Here is a 14,967-nt window from a genome sequence, read left to right on the forward strand (position 1 = left end):
ATACTCAATCAGAGACTAAATCCGCCGCAGACTGGTCTAAGACCGTGGCCCGGAGGACTTTGTTTGCCCCGCGTCGGACGTTCTCAGACACCGTCTGTTGGGAGACGCCGAGTTCCTTCGAGATTTCGCCGAGCGTCGTGCCGCGCGGCACTTCGAAGTATCCCGTTTCGACGGCGCGGACGAGCGCTCGTCGCTGGGCGTCAGTAAGGTCGAAAGAGAACCCCTCACCTGCGATATCGGCGAGCGTGTAGACACGCTCTAACTGGAAGGTGATTTCGTGTTCGGTGCAGTAGTTGTGAAAGTCCGCGAGGCCGCGGTGGTCGTCGAACCGGAGCCGAAACGTCCAGTGCTCGTTGCCCTTCGCCTCCAGAATCGTCGCGTTCGTCTCCGAGATGCCGTAGATGAGGCTCTCGACTTCCGTATCCCACTCGACCCGGTAGAGACCGCTGTCGTTGACGACGTCCAACGCGACGAGTTTACTGACGTAATCACTCTCTCTGACCGCCTTCTCGAACTCGTTGAGGTCATCGCCGGTCACCCATATGTAGGGCATGACGCGCCGCGACGACGGAACGACGCGCTCCATCTCGATGTGCGTATCTGGGTCTCTGGAGAGGACACGGCCGAGAATGAACTCGTCAGAGTTTATGCTCAGTTCGGCGATGACCGTCATCTCGCCTACTATTCGTCGTGGGACTGAGATAAGCAGTTCGAATATTTCCTGTTCGTCGACGGGGTCGAATAACCCCGGTCGAACCGCGCGTCTCACACATCTACAAGGTTCAAATGCCCCCGTCCCCGACACCACGGTAATGAACGGCAACGAGTTCGGTCGTCTCTTTCGGATGACGACCTACGGCGAATCGCACGGGGAGGCGATGGGGTGTACGGTGTCCGGCGTGCCCGCGGGCGTCGAACTCTCCGAAGAGCAGATTCAGGAAGACTTAGACCGCCGCAAGCCCGGCCAGTCGATGATTACCACCTCGCGGGGCGAACCGGACAAGGTGAAACTCAACTCCGGCGTACAGGACGGGTACACCACGGGGACGCCAATCGGGATGGTCATCCAGAACAAGGACGCCCGCTCGGGGAAGTACGAACCGTTCATCACGGCCCCGCGGCCCTCTCACGGCGACTACACCTACTCGGCGAAGTTCGGAACCCGCAACTGGGGCGGCGGCGGTCGGTCGTCGGCCCGCGAGACGGTCAACTGGGTCGCCGCTGGCGGCGTCGCCAAGCAAGTCCTCGCGCAGTCCGACTACGACGTGACCATCAAGGCCCACGTCTGCCAAATCGGCGACGTGGTCGCCGACGACGTGACCTTCGAGGAGATACTCGAACACTCCGAGGAGAACGAGGTCCGGTGTGCCGACCCCGAGGCCGCCGAGGAGATGCGCGACGTGGCCGACCAGTACCAGAAAGAAGGCGACTCCATCGGGGGCGCTATCTACTTCGAAACCCGCGGCGTTCCCGCCGGACTGGGCGCGCCCCGGTTCGACAGTTTCCCGACCCGTCTCGCGCAGGCGATGTACTCCATCCCCGCGGTCAACGACTTCGAGTACGGCATCGGCCGCGACGCCCGCACGACCCGCGGGAGCGAGTACAACGAGGACTGGGAGTTCGACGAGAACGGCGACCCCGTCCCCGTCGGGAACGACCACGGCGGCATCCAAGGTGGCATCACGACCGGCCAGCCAATCTACGGCGAAGTGAGTTGGCACCCGCCGGTCTCCATCCCCAAGACCCAGACCACCGTCGACTGGGAGACGGGCGAGGAGAAGGAGATTACCGTCACCGGCCGTCACGACCCCGTCCTGCCGCCGCGGGCCGTCCCCGTCGTCGAGGCGATGCTGTACTGCACCGTGCTGGACTTCATGCTGCTTGGCGGCCGCATCAACCCCGACCGACTCGACGGCCGCCCCGGCGAGTACGACACCGACTACCACCCGTCGAGTCCGCAGAACGACCCCGAGGACGCCGCCACCCACGCGAAAACCGTCGACGAGGACTGAGCCAATGGACGCGAATCAGGAATCGATGTCGAACCCCTTCGGGATGGACGAGTCGTGTCAGAACTGCCCCGAACTGTGCGAGACGCGCGAGTCCGTCGTCCACGGCTACGGCGACGTGGGCGCGGAGTTCATCGTCCTCGGCGACTCGCCGAGCGAGGCGGCCGACCAGACGGGTCTGCCCTTCACTGGGGACAAGGAGCGCGAACTGCTGGACATCCTCCACGCCGTCGACATGGTCGAGGACCCCGACGCCGACCGGCCCGAGATGAAGAACACGTTCCTCACCTACGTCACCCGCTGTCGCCACCCCGACCGCGCGGCGACCGACGACGAGGTGGTGAACTGCGAACCGTACCTCAACAGCGAGATACGGATGATCAACCCCGAACTCCTGCTTCCCGTTGGCCAGCGCCCCCTCGAAGAACTGGCCTTCGAGTACACCACGCTCAGCGAGGACGAACTCGATATCGAGGAGCGCCACGCGACGACGATTCGCGGCCGCGGGTTCGAGATTGTCCCGATGATACCGCCGGCCGAACAGACCGACGAGGAGCGTGAGGCGTTCCTCGAACACTTCAGCGACGTGCTCGGACAGGACTACCGACAGACGAAGGGTCGACGCGGGCGATAGCGGACCGTTCGTCGTTGCGCCCTCAGTCCGGCCCCCATTCCTCTCTGACCGCTTCCACCCGGTCGACCTCCGCCCGGAGGTCCGAGAGGTGCCAAACGACATCGGTCAGCGTAATCATCCCGACGAGGTCCACGCCGTCCATCGCGGGCACTTTCTTGACGCTCTCGTCGGCCATCCGCCGCGCGACGGTCGGAATGGCGGTGTCGGGTGTGGTCGTGACCACCGCCTGATGCCCGACTTCGCGGACCGGAATCGACGAGAGCGGGGCGTCCGTCTCGCGTGCCGCCCGCAACACGTCGGACTCGGTGACGATGCCCAGCGGCGTCTCGTCACCGTCCACGACGATAGCCGACCCGACGCCGCGAGTGAGCAGTCGGTCGGCGACGGTCCCGAGCGTCGCGTCGAGGCCGACGGTGACCACGTCCGTCGACATGAGCTCCCGGACGAGCATACGCCGGATTGGCCGTCCGGCGTGATAAGTCCCGCCGCGAGAGCGGAACCGACTAACCACCGACGCCCCCAGAGAGAGGTATGACTACGGTTGCAGTACTCGCGGACCCGCCAGTAGACGGGTTCGTCCTCCCCGAACTCGCGGCGGGACCGCTCGACGAGTCCGAGGCGTCGGCCCTCTACGCGGCGATGCTCGCGGACGTGTGTCGCGCCATCGAGGCCAGCGGCGCGGACCTCCTCGTCAACTACCGCTCGGCCGATAACGTTCCCGACGGGGTCGACCCCGAAGCGGCGGTCAGCGAGGTGCTGGACGAGGCCCTCGACGCGCCCGCCGAGGCCCGCTACGAGGTGCAGGTCGGGTCGACGTTCGCCGCGCGCGTCGGCAACACGGTCACCCACCTGCTCGAACGCGAGCAAGTGACCACCGCCGCGGCCGTCGAACCGACCGCCGGACTCCTCGCTCGCCAGCAGATAGACAGCGCCGCGATGAAACTCCGCTCGTCGGACGTGGTCCTCGGTCCGGGAACGGACGGCCGCGTCTACTACGCCGGGTTCAGCGCCCCCATCGACTTCGAGGAGGCCTACGCGACGCCCGCCGTCGAGACGCTGGTCGACCGGGCGGCCGACGCCGGGATGCGCGTCGATTTCCTCCCGACCGTCCCGACCGTCGAGACGCCCGCCGACCTGCTGACCGTCGTTCCGTGGCTTCGCGCCCGCCGCCGGGCCGAACGCGTGGTCCCGCCGCGGACGACGACGCTCGTCCAAGAGTTGGGCCTGCGCGTGCGCGACGGCGACGACGGCCCCGAACTGGTCCGCCAGACCGACAACTCTTAGAGGACCCGCCCGGTAGGCGGATTTGCGGTGGGGTGGCAGAGCGGCCTATTGCGCCTGCCTTGAAAGCAGGTATCCTCACGGATTCCTGGGTTCAAATCCCAGCCCCACCGCTTCTCTGCGAACGACAGTGAGTAGTGAGCGGTACAACTGGATTTGACCCCTGGAAGTCGCAGCGCACGAACGGAGTGAGTGTGATCGTCTTCCTCCGGTTCAAATCCCAGCCCCACCGCTTCTGAGGGACCGAACGTGAGTGAAGAGCGGTGCCCTTGGCGATTTGAACTACGGCAGACCGAACGGAGTGATGTCTGGCATCGAGTTCGAATCCCGGCCCCACCGTTTTGCTCCGAATAACCGCGCGAGAGTGGCGCACTCCCAGCCCACAGGGAGTAGTCGACGACAACCGAGACGGTCGACGGTGGCTCACGACCCGCACAGACAGCCACGGTAAGCCGAGCATATCCCCGTCGAGGGAAACTACAAACCAAGTGAGAGTAATCGGGCGGTTTTAAGCCGTTGCTGTGGTTCAGCAACACGTGATGCAGCGACTGATTCGGTCCCCCGAACACAGCGGTACACAGATACTCGCCGTCGGGATGGTCCTCCTCTTGCTGTCGACGGCCGTCGGAACGGCGGCGGCCGCGCCCCGCCTCTTCGTAAGCGGCGGGTCCTTAGAGGACAGGACGACCCTCGTCGGCGACGATTTCGACGTGAACGTCACAGTGAAAAACACTGGCTCCGACGGCGGTGCACTCAACGTCGGTATCCAGCGAAACGGGTCGAAGATAGCCGAACACCGCGTCGTCGTCCCGAGCGACGAGACGCGGCGGTTCACCGAGACGGTACAGTTCGACGAACCGGGGAAGTACGTCATCGATGCCGGGAACCGGGAGTTAGGGACGGTACGTGTCCTCCCGGCGGCGGCGTCGGTGGTGAACAACACCGCGACCCATCGGACCGTCGAAGCGCGCGCTGGGAGCGTGCCGACGACGGAGCCGTACACCTTCTCGTTCCCCGAGTCGAACCACTCCGTCGCGGTCGAATCGTGGACCGTCGAGGCGAACCAAGAGCAGTTCACCCAGCGGGTGACCACCTACGACGAACCCCTGGCCTCGGAGGCGCAACTCCCGAGTAAGGCGGCGAACGTCGTCGGCGTCGTCACCGTCGGGTCGACGGGCGGTATCGACGCGGCGACGATGCGCGTCGTCGTGTCCCGCGACGGACTGCGCTCTGCGGGTCTCGACCAGTCCGCGGTCGGTATCTACCACCAGAACGGGTCGACGTGGGAGCCGTTGGAGACCACTATCGTGGACCAGCGAACCGACAGCGTCGTCTACGAGGCGCGGGCGACGGACTTCTCGACGTTCGCCGTCGGCCACATCGAACCGAGCTACGAAATCGTCGACACCTCCTTCGAGTCGCTCGACTCCGAGGCCGGTCAGCGTATCGTCCTCGACGGTGTCGTGCGGAACGACGGCGGCGTAGCGGGAGAGTACAACGCCACGATGTACGTCAACGACGGCGCGGTGAACGCGACCACAGTCCGGATTCCGGCGGACGACCAGCGCTCGGTGACGCTCACCCACGACGTTACCGAGGCGGGGACCTACGAGATTCGACTCAACGGTGAGGACGCGGGGAGCCTCGTCATCAGCAGTAGTCAGGTCGCGACGGAGACGGTGACGGCGACGCCAGCCTCCGGTGAACAGACAGAGACGGGCGGTACGGACTCCGTCGAATCGGCCACGGCGACGCCCGCACAGAACGTCGAGGACCCGAACGGCGTGCTTCCCGCGGGCGTGCCGCCGACCGTCGCGGGTATCGACACCCGCTATCTCGCCGGGGGCGTCGGCGTCGCCCTCGTCGTGTTCTTCGGCGTCGTCCTCCTCCTGCGGCGCGGGAACGGCGGTAGCGGCGGGAACACCGGCGGGTTCGACCAACTCTGACGGACGCTGCGAAGGACGCCGGAGAGCAATCCTTTTTGTGTCGGTGTTCCCAGAGTCGGGTATGGACTGGCCGCACGACCCAGACGGTGAAGAGGGCAGCGAAGGCCGACGGAAGTACGGGCACGCCGTCCTCGCGAAGAAGATAGACGAAGACGAGGACTTCCCGCTGACGGCCGCGGAGTACGTCGAGCAGTACGGGGACCACCCCGTCCGTATCGACTACGAGACGGTCGTCAGCGTCGAGGAAATCTTCGAACACGTCGACCAAGACGAGTTCGAGGACTTCCCGGACTTCCACAAGGCTCTCGGCCGAGCGCTCCGCGAGGCGGACCTGTGGCCGTACCGCCTCCAACACGCCTGAGCGGGCGAGCAGATTCTCACGTGGTGTGTGCCCACGACACATACTTGTAGCGGTGCGTTGTATCATTTCGTATGGCGACACGAAGCACCGATACGCGCCCGGACGAACTCCCGGAGTCGGTCGTCGCCGACCTCTTGGCGACCGAGAGTCGACGAGCGGCCCTCTCCGTCCTGTATGACCGCGGTTCGCCGATGGTCGTCGAGGACCTCGCGACGGCCATCGTCGCCAGAGAACGGCGGGTTCCCGAGTCGGCAGTTCCGGCGGCGGACCGCGACGCGATGCGCGAGGAACTGTACACCGAACACATCCCGAAACTGACAGCGACGGGCGTCGTCGAGTACGACTCGATGGTCGGCACCGTCGAACTCGCTCGGCGAGATGTCGCAGAGCGAGGCCGGTCGTAAGCGGATTCCGACAGACCAATAGCTTTCGACCGCAAATTGCCGGTTGACAGTGACGAATACGCAGGTCACCCACATCCAAATCGACAACTACGGGCCGTGGACCGTGACGCCGGAGCCACGACGCGAAGTGGACCTTCAGACCCTCCAGTCACGACTGTACGCGGACCTCGCCCAACTCATCGGAAATCGGGACGGCTACATCTTTTTCTCTCGTTTCGATAATATGATTGCCGTCACGAACGGCCTCGACGAGGCCGACCACGCCCAGATTCAGGAATCCGTCGGCAACCGCTATCCGGTGACGATGAGTCTCTCCGTCGCCACCGGGACGACGCCCGTCTCGGCGTTGGGAACCGCCACCGAGCAACTACAGGAGGCCGGGAGCGCACAGGACGACGGGCGGCGAGAAGTCCTCCGCGGACAGACCATCGCCGACCAGTTCCGAACCGAGACCGACCTCCAGTTCGCGCACTTCGACGTCGACGACGCCACCGGGAAGTACACCGACCAACTCAACGAGTTCGACACGTTCATCCAGATAGAACAGGGCTACGCCGCGCTGATGAAGTACATGCGCGAGGCCCACGACTCGCTCTCCTTCTTCGTCGGCGGCGACAACGTCATCGCCGTCTGTCCAGACTTGGGCGAACCGGAGTATCAGGACGCCATCGAACACGTCCGCGAATCCGTCGACGTCGAACTGAAGGTCGGCGTCGGCCGCGGCCGTATCGCCTCGGACGCGGGGATGGACGCGAAACACGCGCTGGAGACGTGCCGGGCGACAGGCGAGACGGTGACTATCGCCGACTGAGCGGCATTGGTATTAGTCACCACACAACATAAGCGTGGTGCAGGTAGCTTTTAGAACGACCGTGTGATACATTCACACATGAACGAACCGGTATCCGTTCGGGAGGTGATGAATCGGGAGTACGTCGGTGCGAGTGAGTCTGACACCCTCCACGAGACGGCGGAACTCCTCGTCCGTGAGGAGGAACGGGCCGCCGTGGTCCTCCGCGGAACGGACCCGATTGGCGTCGTCAAACAGGCGGACATCCTCGCACACGTCGTCGAGGGCGAGGCATTGGCGTCGTCGACGGTCGGCGACGTGATGAGCGACGCCGTGCCATCGCTCTCGCCAGACGCGGGCCTGCCGGAGGCACGCGACCAACTGGTCGCGTGGTCGACGTCGTGGGCGCTGGTGACCGAAGACGGTGACCTGTTGGGGACCCTCACCGAACACGATATTCTCGCCGCGGCACGCATGGAGGGCGATGTGACAGAAGCGACGACCCCCATCGAAGACCAGACGCAGATAGCGACGACCGGACAGGCGGCGACCACGGGCGGCGAGACTGCCGCCGACGACTCCTTCGAGGAACAGGGCATCTGCTCGGCTTGCGGGACTTTCACGCGGAACCTCGCGTCCTTCAACGGCCAGTTGCTCTGTACCGACTGTCGGGACGTGTAGACCCGCCGCGGCGGCAACTGTTTTGCGCCAGGCCGACGGAGTAGTCGTGTGGAGATCTCCCCCGCGACGACCGACGACGTGGACGCTATCGTCGACCTCTGGGTCGAACTCGCCCGCGATCAGCAAGCCGTCGGGTCACACCTGCTGGCCGAGGGGAACCGTCCCGCCGTCCGCGAGGCCGTCGCCCAGCGACTCGTCACCGACGACGTCTTTCTCGCGACCGTCGACGACGCTATAGTCGGATTCGTCATGGTCACCATCGAACGCGGCCGCTACCGACAGTCGGTCACCCGCGGCCTCGTCGAGAACATCTTCGTCGAACCGGCCTATCGAGACGCGGGTATCGGCGGTGCGCTCCTCCGGCGGGCCGAACGCGCCCTCACCGACGCCGGGGCCGATGTCGTCTCACTCGAAGTGATGGCCGACAACGACGCGGCCCGGCGCTTCTACGCCGACCACGGGTACGCGCCTCACCGCGTGACGCTGGAAAAGCCGACAGAAAACGATACCCTCTAAATGGTCCCCCCACAACGAACGAATGCGAGCGCCAGGGGAGCTTGGGTGGTCCAAGCACTCGACTTGTAATCGAGAGTTCGTGGGTTCAAATCCCACCCCTGGCTCTCTTCTCTCGAACGAACCGAACGGGTGTGTGCCGAACACTGACGTGGGCTTATACCCTTCCAGCCCCTACCGAAAAGCATGAGCGAACAAGCGGGCGACCTCCCCGAAAACGACGCGGAGTGGCGCGAGATGCTGACCGACGAGGAGTACACTATCCTTCGGGAAGCCGGGACGGAACCGCGGTTCAGTAGCGACCTGCTGGACGTGAAAGACGACGGCGTATTCACCTGTGCGGGATGCGGAGCGGAACTGTTCGACAGCGACGAGAAATTCGACTCCGAAACCGGATGGCCGAGTTTCTGGGACGTGTACGACGACGGCACCGTCGAGACGCGACTGGACGAGAGCCACGGGATGCGCCGGACCGAAGTCGTCTGTGCCAACTGCGGCGGCCACCTCGGACACGTCTTCGACGACGGACCGGAACCGACCGGGAAGCGCTACTGCATCAACGGCGCGGCGTTGGACTTCGAAGCCGACGAGTGACGACTTCGGCGAGACCAACCGCCCCCGTCAGGCGTAGGTCGCGTTGGCGAACTCCAGAATCCGTTCGGACTCCGCCATCGTGACGCCGTACTCGTCGTCGACGAGGACCGGGACGCCGCGCTGTCCGGAGACGCGCTTGACCTCGTCGCGGTCCGAATGGAGGGCGTCGACCCAGATGCTCTCGTAGTCGACGTCGAGTTCGTCCAGTCGGTCCGCCACCTTCTCGCAGTACGGACAGCCGTCCAGTTGGTAGAGCGTGCGAGTCACGACCCTACGTAGGGCGTCGCGACTCAAAGGAAGTTGCGGTCAGGGGTGACGGGAAAACGGAATCGAAAAGTCCGCGACCGTGGCTTACTCGTACAGCCAGGTCTCGTCGACGCTCTCCCAGTCGACGAGTTCGTCCTCGTCGAAGAAGAGGTCGATTTCGCGCTCGTTCGCGCCCTCGTCCTCGTGGTCGGAGCCGTGGATGACGTTCCGACCGAGGTCGAGACCGTAGTCGCCGCGGATGGTCCCCGGCGCGGACTCGGCGGGGTCCGTCTCGCCCATCATGTTTCGGACCTGTCGGGTCGCGTCCTGTCCTTCCCAGACCATCGCGAAGACGGGGCCGGACGTGATGAAGTCGACCAGACCGTCGAAGAACGGCTTGTCGGCGTGCTCGCCGTAGTGTTCCTCGGCGAGGTCCTGGTCGATTTGCATGAACTTCCCGCCGACCATCTTCAGACCGCGGTCCTCGAACCGGGAGACGATGTCGCCGATGAGGCCGCGCTGGACGCCGTCGGGCTTGACCATCACGAAGGTGCGCTCGTAGTCGGACATCAGGCTTCAGCCTCCTCGGCTTCTTCCTCGTCGTCCTCCTCGGCGGCTTCCGACTCGGCGTCTTCGTCGGCTTCCTCGACTTCCTCGGACACGTCGTCGGCCTCGGGTTCCTCGGGCTCTTCGTCGACCGCGTCCTCGTCTGCGGTTTCGGTTTCCGCCACCGGCTTGCTGGCGCGGCCAGCCTCGGTCCAGTTGAGGTTACGGGCCTCGCGGCCGAGGTCCGCGTTGTTCTCGCACTTCGAGGAGCAGAAGTGGGTGGTGGAACCGTCGTTGCGGACGAGCATCGTGCCCGTGCCGGGCTCGATGTCGGCGCCGCAGTAGTCGCATTCTCGGGTTCGCGGCATCGTTACTGCCCCCCGATGGAGTCGGCCTCGCGGGCCGTCTCGCGGAGCTGGAGCACGTCGCCCTCGCGGACGGGACCCAGCACGTTTCGGGTGATGATGCGCCCCTGATTCTCGCCCTCGCGGATGCGGCACTTGACCTGCATGGCCTCGCCGTGCATCCCCGTTTTGCCGACAATCTCGATGACTTCGGCGGGCGTGGAGCCGCTTCCTTCGGATTCCTCAGCACTCATCCGTGGTCACCTCAGCGAAGCTCCTCGACCTTCGCGGCGATGTCCTCGACGTCGGCCTCGGCCTCGCCGGAATCGACGATGGCGGCGGCGGCGGAGCCGACTTCGAGCCCAGCGGCGTGGCCCAGGTCGTCCTGCTGCTCGACGAAGATGAAGGGGACGCCCTTCTCGTCGGCGAGTTCCGGGATGTGCATGACGATTTCCTCGGGCTGAACGTCTTCGGCGACGAAGACGAGTTCCGCGGAGCCGCGCTCGACGGCCTTGGTCGTCTCGTTGGTTCCCTTCTTTACGCTTCCTGTATCTCGTGCGACTTCCAGCGCCTCGAGGGCGTCGTCCTCGAGGTCGGCCGGAACGTCGAAATCTACGTACACTGGCATTTGTATGTTCACCTCCTGCGCGCGGGCTCAGGCTCCCCCGCCGTTCGCGGGAATTCCCGCGGCACACCCCGTCGGTGTGCGCTGTCCTATAAAGGCTGGGAGCATCATCAACCCGGCGCAGGCTGTACCCAATTCTGTGCCACCGGCCCTAAAAGCGCTTTCGAAGCCGCTATCGCGTGCCAGCCCGCCGCACGGTCGCAACCCGTCGACGGCGGCGGACCGCTCAGCCCCCTCCGTATCCGTCAGGCCCATATCCGCGGCCGCCGGACCTGCGGTATGGACCTCGCACGGTCGCTTCGGACCGAGGCCCGTCGCGCGAACGAGCGTCGTTGCCTCGTCCTCGCCGGGCCTGCCGAACAGAGCCGCGACCGTGCCCGCACCGCGCTCGACGCCGCCGACGTTTCGCTCGACGAGACGACGACACTCGGGTCGATGCCGTTTCTCGACTGCGAACACTACGAACAGTCCAGAGCGAGCGAACTCCTCGGACGAACGCGGACCGCTGTCGTCCTCGACTGTCACGGCGAACTCCGACCGAACGCGCTGGGGACGGCGGTCGGGGCCGTCGACGGCGGCGGTCTGCTCGTCCTCCTGACGCCGCCGCTCGACGAGTGGCCCGAGATTCGGGACGCATTCGACGAGACGCTGGCGGTCCCGCCGTTCGCCGTCGGCGACGCGACCGGCCACTTCCGGCGACGGCTGGTCGAGACGTTGCGCGCTCACCGCGGCATCGCCGTCGTCAGCCTGTCCGAAGACGGCGAGACTGTCGAACGCGACGGGCTGACGAACCCGCCGCCCCGACGCCCGCCGACGGAACCGACCGCCCCGACGGACGCCACCTTTCCGTTGGCGACCTACGAGGCCTGTCTCACAGACGACCAGTGCGCGGCGGTCCGGGCCTTCGAGCGACTCCGCGATCCCGACACTGCCGTCGTCGTGGAGGCCGACCGAGGGCGCGGGAAGTCGAGCGCCGCGGGTCTCTCGGCCGCCGCCCTCGTGCTAGAGGGACGCGACGTACTCGTGACCGCACCGCAGTACCGGAGCGCCGCAGAGGTGTTCGCACGCGCCGTCGGTTTGTTCGAGACGCTCGGCGTCACCGTCGAGCGTGACCGTCCCGACGCCCCGCAGGAACTCCTCGTTCCCGAGTCAGGCGGCCGCATCCGATTCAGCAAGCCGTCGGCCGCCGTCGAACTACCCGGGGACCCGGACGTGGTTATCGTCGACGAGGCGGCCGCGCTCCCGGTTCGCCGCCTCGAAGCCCTGCTGGCCGCGCCCGCCGTCGCCTTTACCACGACGGTCCACGGCTACGAGGGCGCGGGACGGGGCTTCTCCGTCCGCTTCCGCGACCGATTGGACGAGAGCGACCACGACGTGACGGACGTGACGATGACGACGCCGATTCGGTACGCCGACGCCGACCCCATCGAGGCGTGGGCGTTCCGGGCGCTGTTGCTCGACGCACGACCGCCGGTCGAGCAGTTGGTGACCGACGCGACGCCCGAGACCGCCTCCTACCGCCGCATCTCGACCGCCGACTTGCTCGCCGACGAACACCTGCTCCGAGAGGTGTTCGGACTGCTCGTCCTCGCGCACTACCGGACGGAACCGGCGGACCTCGCGCGCCTACTGGATGCCCCGAATCTCACCGTTCGGGCGCTCACCTACGAAGGCCACGTCGTCGCCGTCGCACTGCTGGCCCGCGAGGGGGACCTGCCCGCCGACCTCAGAGCGACGATGTACGAAGGCGGGCGCATCCGCGGGAACATGGTCCCCGACGTGTTGACGACGCAGTTGCGCGACGAGTCGGCGGGCGTGCCGGTCGGCCAGCGAGTCCTGCGCATCGCGACCCACGCCGCCGTCCGCTCGCGGGGACTCGGGTCGAAACTGCTCGCTGCCGCCCGGAGCGAGTTCGGCGACGAGGTCGATTGGCTCGGCGTGGGCTACGGCGCGACGCCGGAACTCGTCCGATTTTGGCGGCAGAACGGCTACGCGACGGTCCACCTCTCGACGACGCGCAACGACACCAGCGGAGAGTACTCCGCAATCATGCTGGACCCGGTTTCAGAGGAGGGGAAGGCCCTCGCAGACAGGCACGCGGACTGGTTCTGTGACCGCATCGCCGCCGTCCTCTCGGACGCCTTGGACGACTGCGACCCCGACGTGGTCCGGGCGGCGCTGCGGGCCGTCGACTCGACGCCGCCGGTGGCCCTCTCCGAGTTGGAGTGGCGACTCGTCGCGGGCGTCCCGGGCGGCGCTGGCATCCTCGACACCGACCCCGCACCGTTCCGCACGCTCGCAGTTCGCCATCTGGTCGCGTCCGACGGGGCCGAGACATCCGGAGGCGATGTCGTCGCCCTCACCGACCGCGAGGAACGCCTGTTGGTCCGGAAAGTGTTGCAGGCCAGCGAGTGGGACGCCGTCGCCGACGAACTGGACTTCGTCTCTCGCCGCCAGTGCATGCGCGCGCTCGGCGGAGCCGTCGAAAGATTGACGCGTCGCTACGGCGATGCGTGGGTACAGGAGGAACTCGACCGCCACACATGATCTCCGGCCTCGAACCGCTGCTCGTCGTCCTCGCGTTCGCCTTGCTCGTCGGCGGCGTCATCGGGAGTCTGATTCCCCAACTGCCCGGCGCACCGGTGTCGCTCGCTGGCGTCTATCTCTACTGGTTCGCCACCGACATGACCGAACCCGGGACCGTGCTCCTCGTCGCCCTGACGCTGGTGGGCGTACTGACGTGGCTCGTGGATTTCCTCGGCGGCGCTATCGCGGCCCGCGTCGGCGGTGCGTCGACGACGACGGCGGTCATCGCTGGCGTCGTCGGCCTGCTCCTCTTCTTCGTCACGGGACCGCTAGGCATCATCCTCGGCGTCACGGCGACGGTGTTCGCCATCGAGTTCCAGCGCCAGCAGGACGCCCGGAAGGGGCTGAAAGCGGCGCTGGTCACGACGGCGGGGATGCTCGCCTCCGGCGTCGTCCAAGTGATGCTCACCGCATCGATACTCGTGACGATGCTGGTGGTCGCGCTGTGACGACGTGCGAAGAAGCGGACTGCGAGGAGCGCGCGGCGGTCGAACTCCACATTCCGTGGGCGGAAAATCGGGTCGTTTGTACGGCACACGCTCGCGTGTGGGTACAGAGGGACGGCGTCGTCCCCGAGCCGCTGGACGACTTCGAGGGCGAGTGGCGCTGATTAGAGGGCTTTCGCCATCATCACCTCGTCGGCGTACTCGTCGTCGAACTTGTAGTGCTTTTCCCGAACGGCCTCGGTCTCCCAACCGTGGGCTTCGAGGAAGTCGATGGCGTCCTGATTCGTCGACGGAACGGAGTTGTACAGTTTCTCGTAGCCGTGGTCGGTCGCCCACTCGGTCCCGCGTTCGAGGAGGTGCGCGCCGATACCCTGTCCGCGGAACTGGACGAGGACGCCGACCGTCAGTTCGGCGGTGTGGCTGAGTTTCTCGATTTCGGGGTGCTTGAGGTGGACCCACCCGACCACGTCGTCGTCGACGCAGGCGACGAAGAAGATGCGCGACTCCAGTTCGTTGTGTCGCAGGAGGACGCCCTCGTTGTCGATGATGTCCGCCAGCGTCTCGGCGTCGACGTAGGCCCCGCTCCCGATGGCCGCGCGAATCGCCCCGACGAGGCCCTGTAGGTCCTCCTGTTTGGCCTGCCGGATGGTGTACTCGACCTCCTCCGTCTCGAACTCCTGTGCGTCGCCCCCCTCGTAGGCGATGCGAATCGAGTCCCCGTCGCGTTCGACCATCCCGGCGCGCTGGAGTATCGCCACGTGGTGGCCGAACGGTCGCGGTTCCATCTGGAGAGCCTTCCGCACGGTGTCGGACTTCACCTCGCCGTGGGACTCGACGTAGTCGTAGATATCGCGGCGGTCGGCGTGGTCGAACTGCAGTGGCTCTGTGATCTCCATGATTATTGTTACCACAACCCAGTATTTAATTGTTTGTCATCTTTTCAGGAAGCGACTGCGTCGGT

Annotated in this window: 21 protein-coding genes and 2 tRNA genes; 15 read left to right on the plus strand and 8 right to left on the minus strand. The window is 65.8% G+C overall.

Going from position 1 to position 14,967, the window contains the following annotated elements; genetic code table 11:
• Positions 1 to 4: 4 nt before the first annotated feature.
• Positions 5 to 673: a helix-turn-helix domain-containing protein gene (locus NJQ44_RS11285; RefSeq protein ID WP_254271454.1), complete on the minus strand. Its 669-nt coding sequence runs from the start codon at positions 671 to 673 to the stop codon at positions 5 to 7.
• A 139-nt stretch (positions 674 to 812) separates the two neighbouring features.
• Here NJQ44_RS11285 and aroC point away from each other — a divergent pair, with 139 nt between their 5' ends.
• Positions 813 to 2,012, plus strand: coding sequence for a chorismate synthase (aroC, locus tag NJQ44_RS11290; protein WP_254271455.1), 1,200 nt, complete (start codon positions 813 to 815; stop codon positions 2,010 to 2,012).
• Positions 2,013 to 2,016: 4 nt separating this feature from the next.
• Positions 2,017 to 2,643: a uracil-DNA glycosylase gene (locus NJQ44_RS11295; protein WP_254271456.1), complete on the plus strand. Its 627-nt coding sequence runs from the start codon at positions 2,017 to 2,019 to the stop codon at positions 2,641 to 2,643.
• A 22-nt stretch (positions 2,644 to 2,665) separates the two neighbouring features.
• Here the strand turns inward: NJQ44_RS11295 and NJQ44_RS11300 are convergent, their stop codons facing one another.
• A complete protein-coding gene (locus NJQ44_RS11300; protein ID WP_254271457.1) occupies positions 2,666 to 3,094 on the minus strand; it encodes a CBS domain-containing protein in 429 nt (142 codons plus the stop codon).
• An 80-nt stretch (positions 3,095 to 3,174) separates the two neighbouring features.
• Here NJQ44_RS11300 and NJQ44_RS11305 point away from each other — a divergent pair, with 80 nt between their 5' ends.
• From NJQ44_RS11305 to msrB, 10 genes are all read left to right on the plus strand, one after another.
• Positions 3,175 to 3,927 (plus strand): glycosyltransferase family protein, encoded by a 753-nt coding sequence (locus NJQ44_RS11305; protein WP_254271458.1) that lies wholly within the window; start codon positions 3,175 to 3,177, stop codon positions 3,925 to 3,927.
• A 26-nt stretch (positions 3,928 to 3,953) separates the two neighbouring features.
• Positions 3,954 to 4,037 (plus strand) — tRNA-Ser (locus NJQ44_RS11310).
• 426 nt (positions 4,038 to 4,463) lie between these two features.
• Entirely contained in the window at positions 4,464 to 5,870 is a 1,407-nt protein-coding gene (locus tag NJQ44_RS11315; RefSeq protein WP_254271459.1) for a PGF-pre-PGF domain-containing protein, read from the plus strand.
• A gap of 61 nt (positions 5,871 to 5,931) precedes the next feature.
• A complete protein-coding gene (locus NJQ44_RS11320) occupies positions 5,932 to 6,231 on the plus strand; it encodes a DUF5785 family protein (protein WP_254271460.1) in 300 nt (99 codons plus the stop codon).
• A 71-nt stretch (positions 6,232 to 6,302) separates the two neighbouring features.
• On the plus strand, positions 6,303 to 6,635 hold the full coding sequence (locus NJQ44_RS11325; protein WP_254271461.1) for a DUF7344 domain-containing protein: 333 nt from the start codon (positions 6,303 to 6,305) through the stop codon (positions 6,633 to 6,635).
• Positions 6,636 to 6,684: 49 nt separating this feature from the next.
• On the plus strand, positions 6,685 to 7,446 hold the full coding sequence (locus tag NJQ44_RS11330; protein ID WP_254271462.1) for a GTP cyclohydrolase III: 762 nt from the start codon (positions 6,685 to 6,687) through the stop codon (positions 7,444 to 7,446).
• Between the two features lie 78 nt (positions 7,447 to 7,524).
• A complete protein-coding gene (locus NJQ44_RS11335) occupies positions 7,525 to 8,106 on the plus strand; it encodes a CBS domain-containing protein (protein ID WP_254271463.1) in 582 nt (193 codons plus the stop codon).
• Positions 8,107 to 8,154: 48 nt separating this feature from the next.
• A complete protein-coding gene (locus NJQ44_RS11340; protein WP_254271464.1) occupies positions 8,155 to 8,622 on the plus strand; it encodes a GNAT family N-acetyltransferase in 468 nt (155 codons plus the stop codon).
• A 30-nt stretch (positions 8,623 to 8,652) separates the two neighbouring features.
• A tRNA-Thr gene (locus tag NJQ44_RS11345) sits at positions 8,653 to 8,726 on the plus strand.
• Between the two features lie 79 nt (positions 8,727 to 8,805).
• Positions 8,806 to 9,213, plus strand: a complete 408-nt coding sequence (msrB, locus tag NJQ44_RS11350; RefSeq protein ID WP_254271465.1) for a peptide-methionine (R)-S-oxide reductase MsrB — start codon at positions 8,806 to 8,808, stop codon at positions 9,211 to 9,213.
• A gap of 27 nt (positions 9,214 to 9,240) precedes the next feature.
• Here the strand turns inward: msrB and NJQ44_RS11355 are convergent, their stop codons facing one another.
• From NJQ44_RS11355 to rpl7ae, 5 genes are all read right to left on the minus strand, one after another.
• Complete coding sequence (locus tag NJQ44_RS11355) at positions 9,241 to 9,480, minus strand: glutaredoxin family protein (protein ID WP_254271466.1); 240 nt, start codon at positions 9,478 to 9,480, stop codon at positions 9,241 to 9,243.
• Between the two features lie 84 nt (positions 9,481 to 9,564).
• On the minus strand, positions 9,565 to 10,029 hold the full coding sequence (gene ndk, locus NJQ44_RS11360; protein WP_254271467.1) for a nucleoside-diphosphate kinase: 465 nt from the start codon (positions 10,027 to 10,029) through the stop codon (positions 9,565 to 9,567).
• Positions 10,029 to 10,373 (minus strand): 50S ribosomal protein L24e, encoded by a 345-nt coding sequence (locus tag NJQ44_RS11365; RefSeq protein WP_254271468.1) that lies wholly within the window; start codon positions 10,371 to 10,373, stop codon positions 10,029 to 10,031. Before NJQ44_RS11365 ends, ndk begins: the two co-directional genes overlap by 1 nt.
• Positions 10,374 to 10,375: 2 nt before the next feature.
• A complete protein-coding gene (locus NJQ44_RS11370; protein WP_254271469.1) occupies positions 10,376 to 10,603 on the minus strand; it encodes a 30S ribosomal protein S28e in 228 nt (75 codons plus the stop codon).
• Positions 10,604 to 10,614: 11 nt separating this feature from the next.
• Positions 10,615 to 10,977, minus strand: a complete 363-nt coding sequence (rpl7ae, locus tag NJQ44_RS11375) for a 50S ribosomal protein L7Ae (protein ID WP_254271470.1) — start codon at positions 10,975 to 10,977, stop codon at positions 10,615 to 10,617.
• A 276-nt stretch (positions 10,978 to 11,253) separates the two neighbouring features.
• On the opposite strand from rpl7ae, the gene tmcA reads away from it, so the two are divergent.
• From tmcA to NJQ44_RS11390, 3 genes are read left to right on the plus strand one after another with little or no spacing between them, the layout of a single operon-like run.
• On the plus strand, positions 11,254 to 13,521 hold the full coding sequence (gene tmcA, locus NJQ44_RS11380; RefSeq protein WP_254271471.1) for a tRNA(Met) cytidine acetyltransferase TmcA: 2,268 nt from the start codon (positions 11,254 to 11,256) through the stop codon (positions 13,519 to 13,521).
• Positions 13,518 to 14,009: a DUF456 family protein gene (locus NJQ44_RS11385; RefSeq protein WP_254271472.1), complete on the plus strand. Its 492-nt coding sequence runs from the start codon at positions 13,518 to 13,520 to the stop codon at positions 14,007 to 14,009. The genes tmcA and NJQ44_RS11385 overlap by 4 nt, the downstream gene beginning before the upstream one ends.
• Complete coding sequence (locus tag NJQ44_RS11390; RefSeq protein ID WP_254271473.1) at positions 14,006 to 14,170, plus strand: DUF8014 family protein; 165 nt, start codon at positions 14,006 to 14,008, stop codon at positions 14,168 to 14,170. The genes NJQ44_RS11385 and NJQ44_RS11390 overlap by 4 nt, the downstream gene beginning before the upstream one ends.
• Here the strand turns inward: NJQ44_RS11390 and NJQ44_RS11395 are convergent, their stop codons facing one another.
• Positions 14,171 to 14,902 carry a GNAT family N-acetyltransferase gene (locus NJQ44_RS11395; RefSeq protein ID WP_254271474.1) on the minus strand — a complete coding sequence of 244 codons (732 nt, stop codon included), beginning with the start codon at positions 14,900 to 14,902 and terminating at the stop codon, positions 14,171 to 14,173.
• Positions 14,903 to 14,967: the final 65 nt, after the last annotated feature.

Origin of the sequence: Haloarcula marina (genome assembly GCF_024218775.1) — an archaeon.
GTDB lineage: Archaea > Halobacteriota > Halobacteria > Halobacteriales > Haloarculaceae > Haloarcula > Haloarcula marina.

Bases quoted from the DNA above. Each gene is read 5' to 3' on its own strand.
- msrB (WP_254271465.1), top strand. From the start codon at position 8,806: ATGAGCGAACAAGCGGGCGACCTCCCCGAAAACGACGCGGAGTGGCGC.
- tmcA (WP_254271471.1), top strand. From the start codon at position 11,254: ATGGACCTCGCACGGTCGCTTCGGACCGAGGCCCGTCGCGCGAACGAG.
- rpl7ae (WP_254271470.1), bottom strand. From the start codon at position 10,977: ATGCCAGTGTACGTAGATTTCGACGTTCCGGCCGACCTCGAGGACGAC.
- NJQ44_RS11335 (WP_254271463.1), top strand. From the start codon at position 7,525: ATGAACGAACCGGTATCCGTTCGGGAGGTGATGAATCGGGAGTACGTC.
- NJQ44_RS11285 (WP_254271454.1), bottom strand. From the start codon at position 673: ATGACGGTCATCGCCGAACTGAGCATAAACTCTGACGAGTTCATTCTC.
- NJQ44_RS11320 (WP_254271460.1), top strand. From the start codon at position 5,932: ATGGACTGGCCGCACGACCCAGACGGTGAAGAGGGCAGCGAAGGCCGA.
- ndk (WP_254271467.1), bottom strand. From the start codon at position 10,029: ATGTCCGACTACGAGCGCACCTTCGTGATGGTCAAGCCCGACGGCGTC.
- NJQ44_RS11305 (WP_254271458.1), top strand. From the start codon at position 3,175: ATGACTACGGTTGCAGTACTCGCGGACCCGCCAGTAGACGGGTTCGTC.
- NJQ44_RS11385 (WP_254271472.1), top strand. From the start codon at position 13,518: ATGATCTCCGGCCTCGAACCGCTGCTCGTCGTCCTCGCGTTCGCCTTG.
- NJQ44_RS11395 (WP_254271474.1), bottom strand. From the start codon at position 14,902: ATGGAGATCACAGAGCCACTGCAGTTCGACCACGCCGACCGCCGCGAT.
- NJQ44_RS11325 (WP_254271461.1), top strand. From the start codon at position 6,303: ATGGCGACACGAAGCACCGATACGCGCCCGGACGAACTCCCGGAGTCG.
- NJQ44_RS11315 (WP_254271459.1), top strand. From the start codon at position 4,464: ATGCAGCGACTGATTCGGTCCCCCGAACACAGCGGTACACAGATACTC.
- NJQ44_RS11365 (WP_254271468.1), bottom strand. From the start codon at position 10,373: ATGCCGCGAACCCGAGAATGCGACTACTGCGGCGCCGACATCGAGCCC.
- NJQ44_RS11370 (WP_254271469.1), bottom strand. From the start codon at position 10,603: ATGAGTGCTGAGGAATCCGAAGGAAGCGGCTCCACGCCCGCCGAAGTC.
- NJQ44_RS11300 (WP_254271457.1), bottom strand. From the start codon at position 3,094: ATGCTCGTCCGGGAGCTCATGTCGACGGACGTGGTCACCGTCGGCCTC.
- NJQ44_RS11295 (WP_254271456.1), top strand. From the start codon at position 2,017: ATGGACGCGAATCAGGAATCGATGTCGAACCCCTTCGGGATGGACGAG.
- aroC (WP_254271455.1), top strand. From the start codon at position 813: ATGAACGGCAACGAGTTCGGTCGTCTCTTTCGGATGACGACCTACGGC.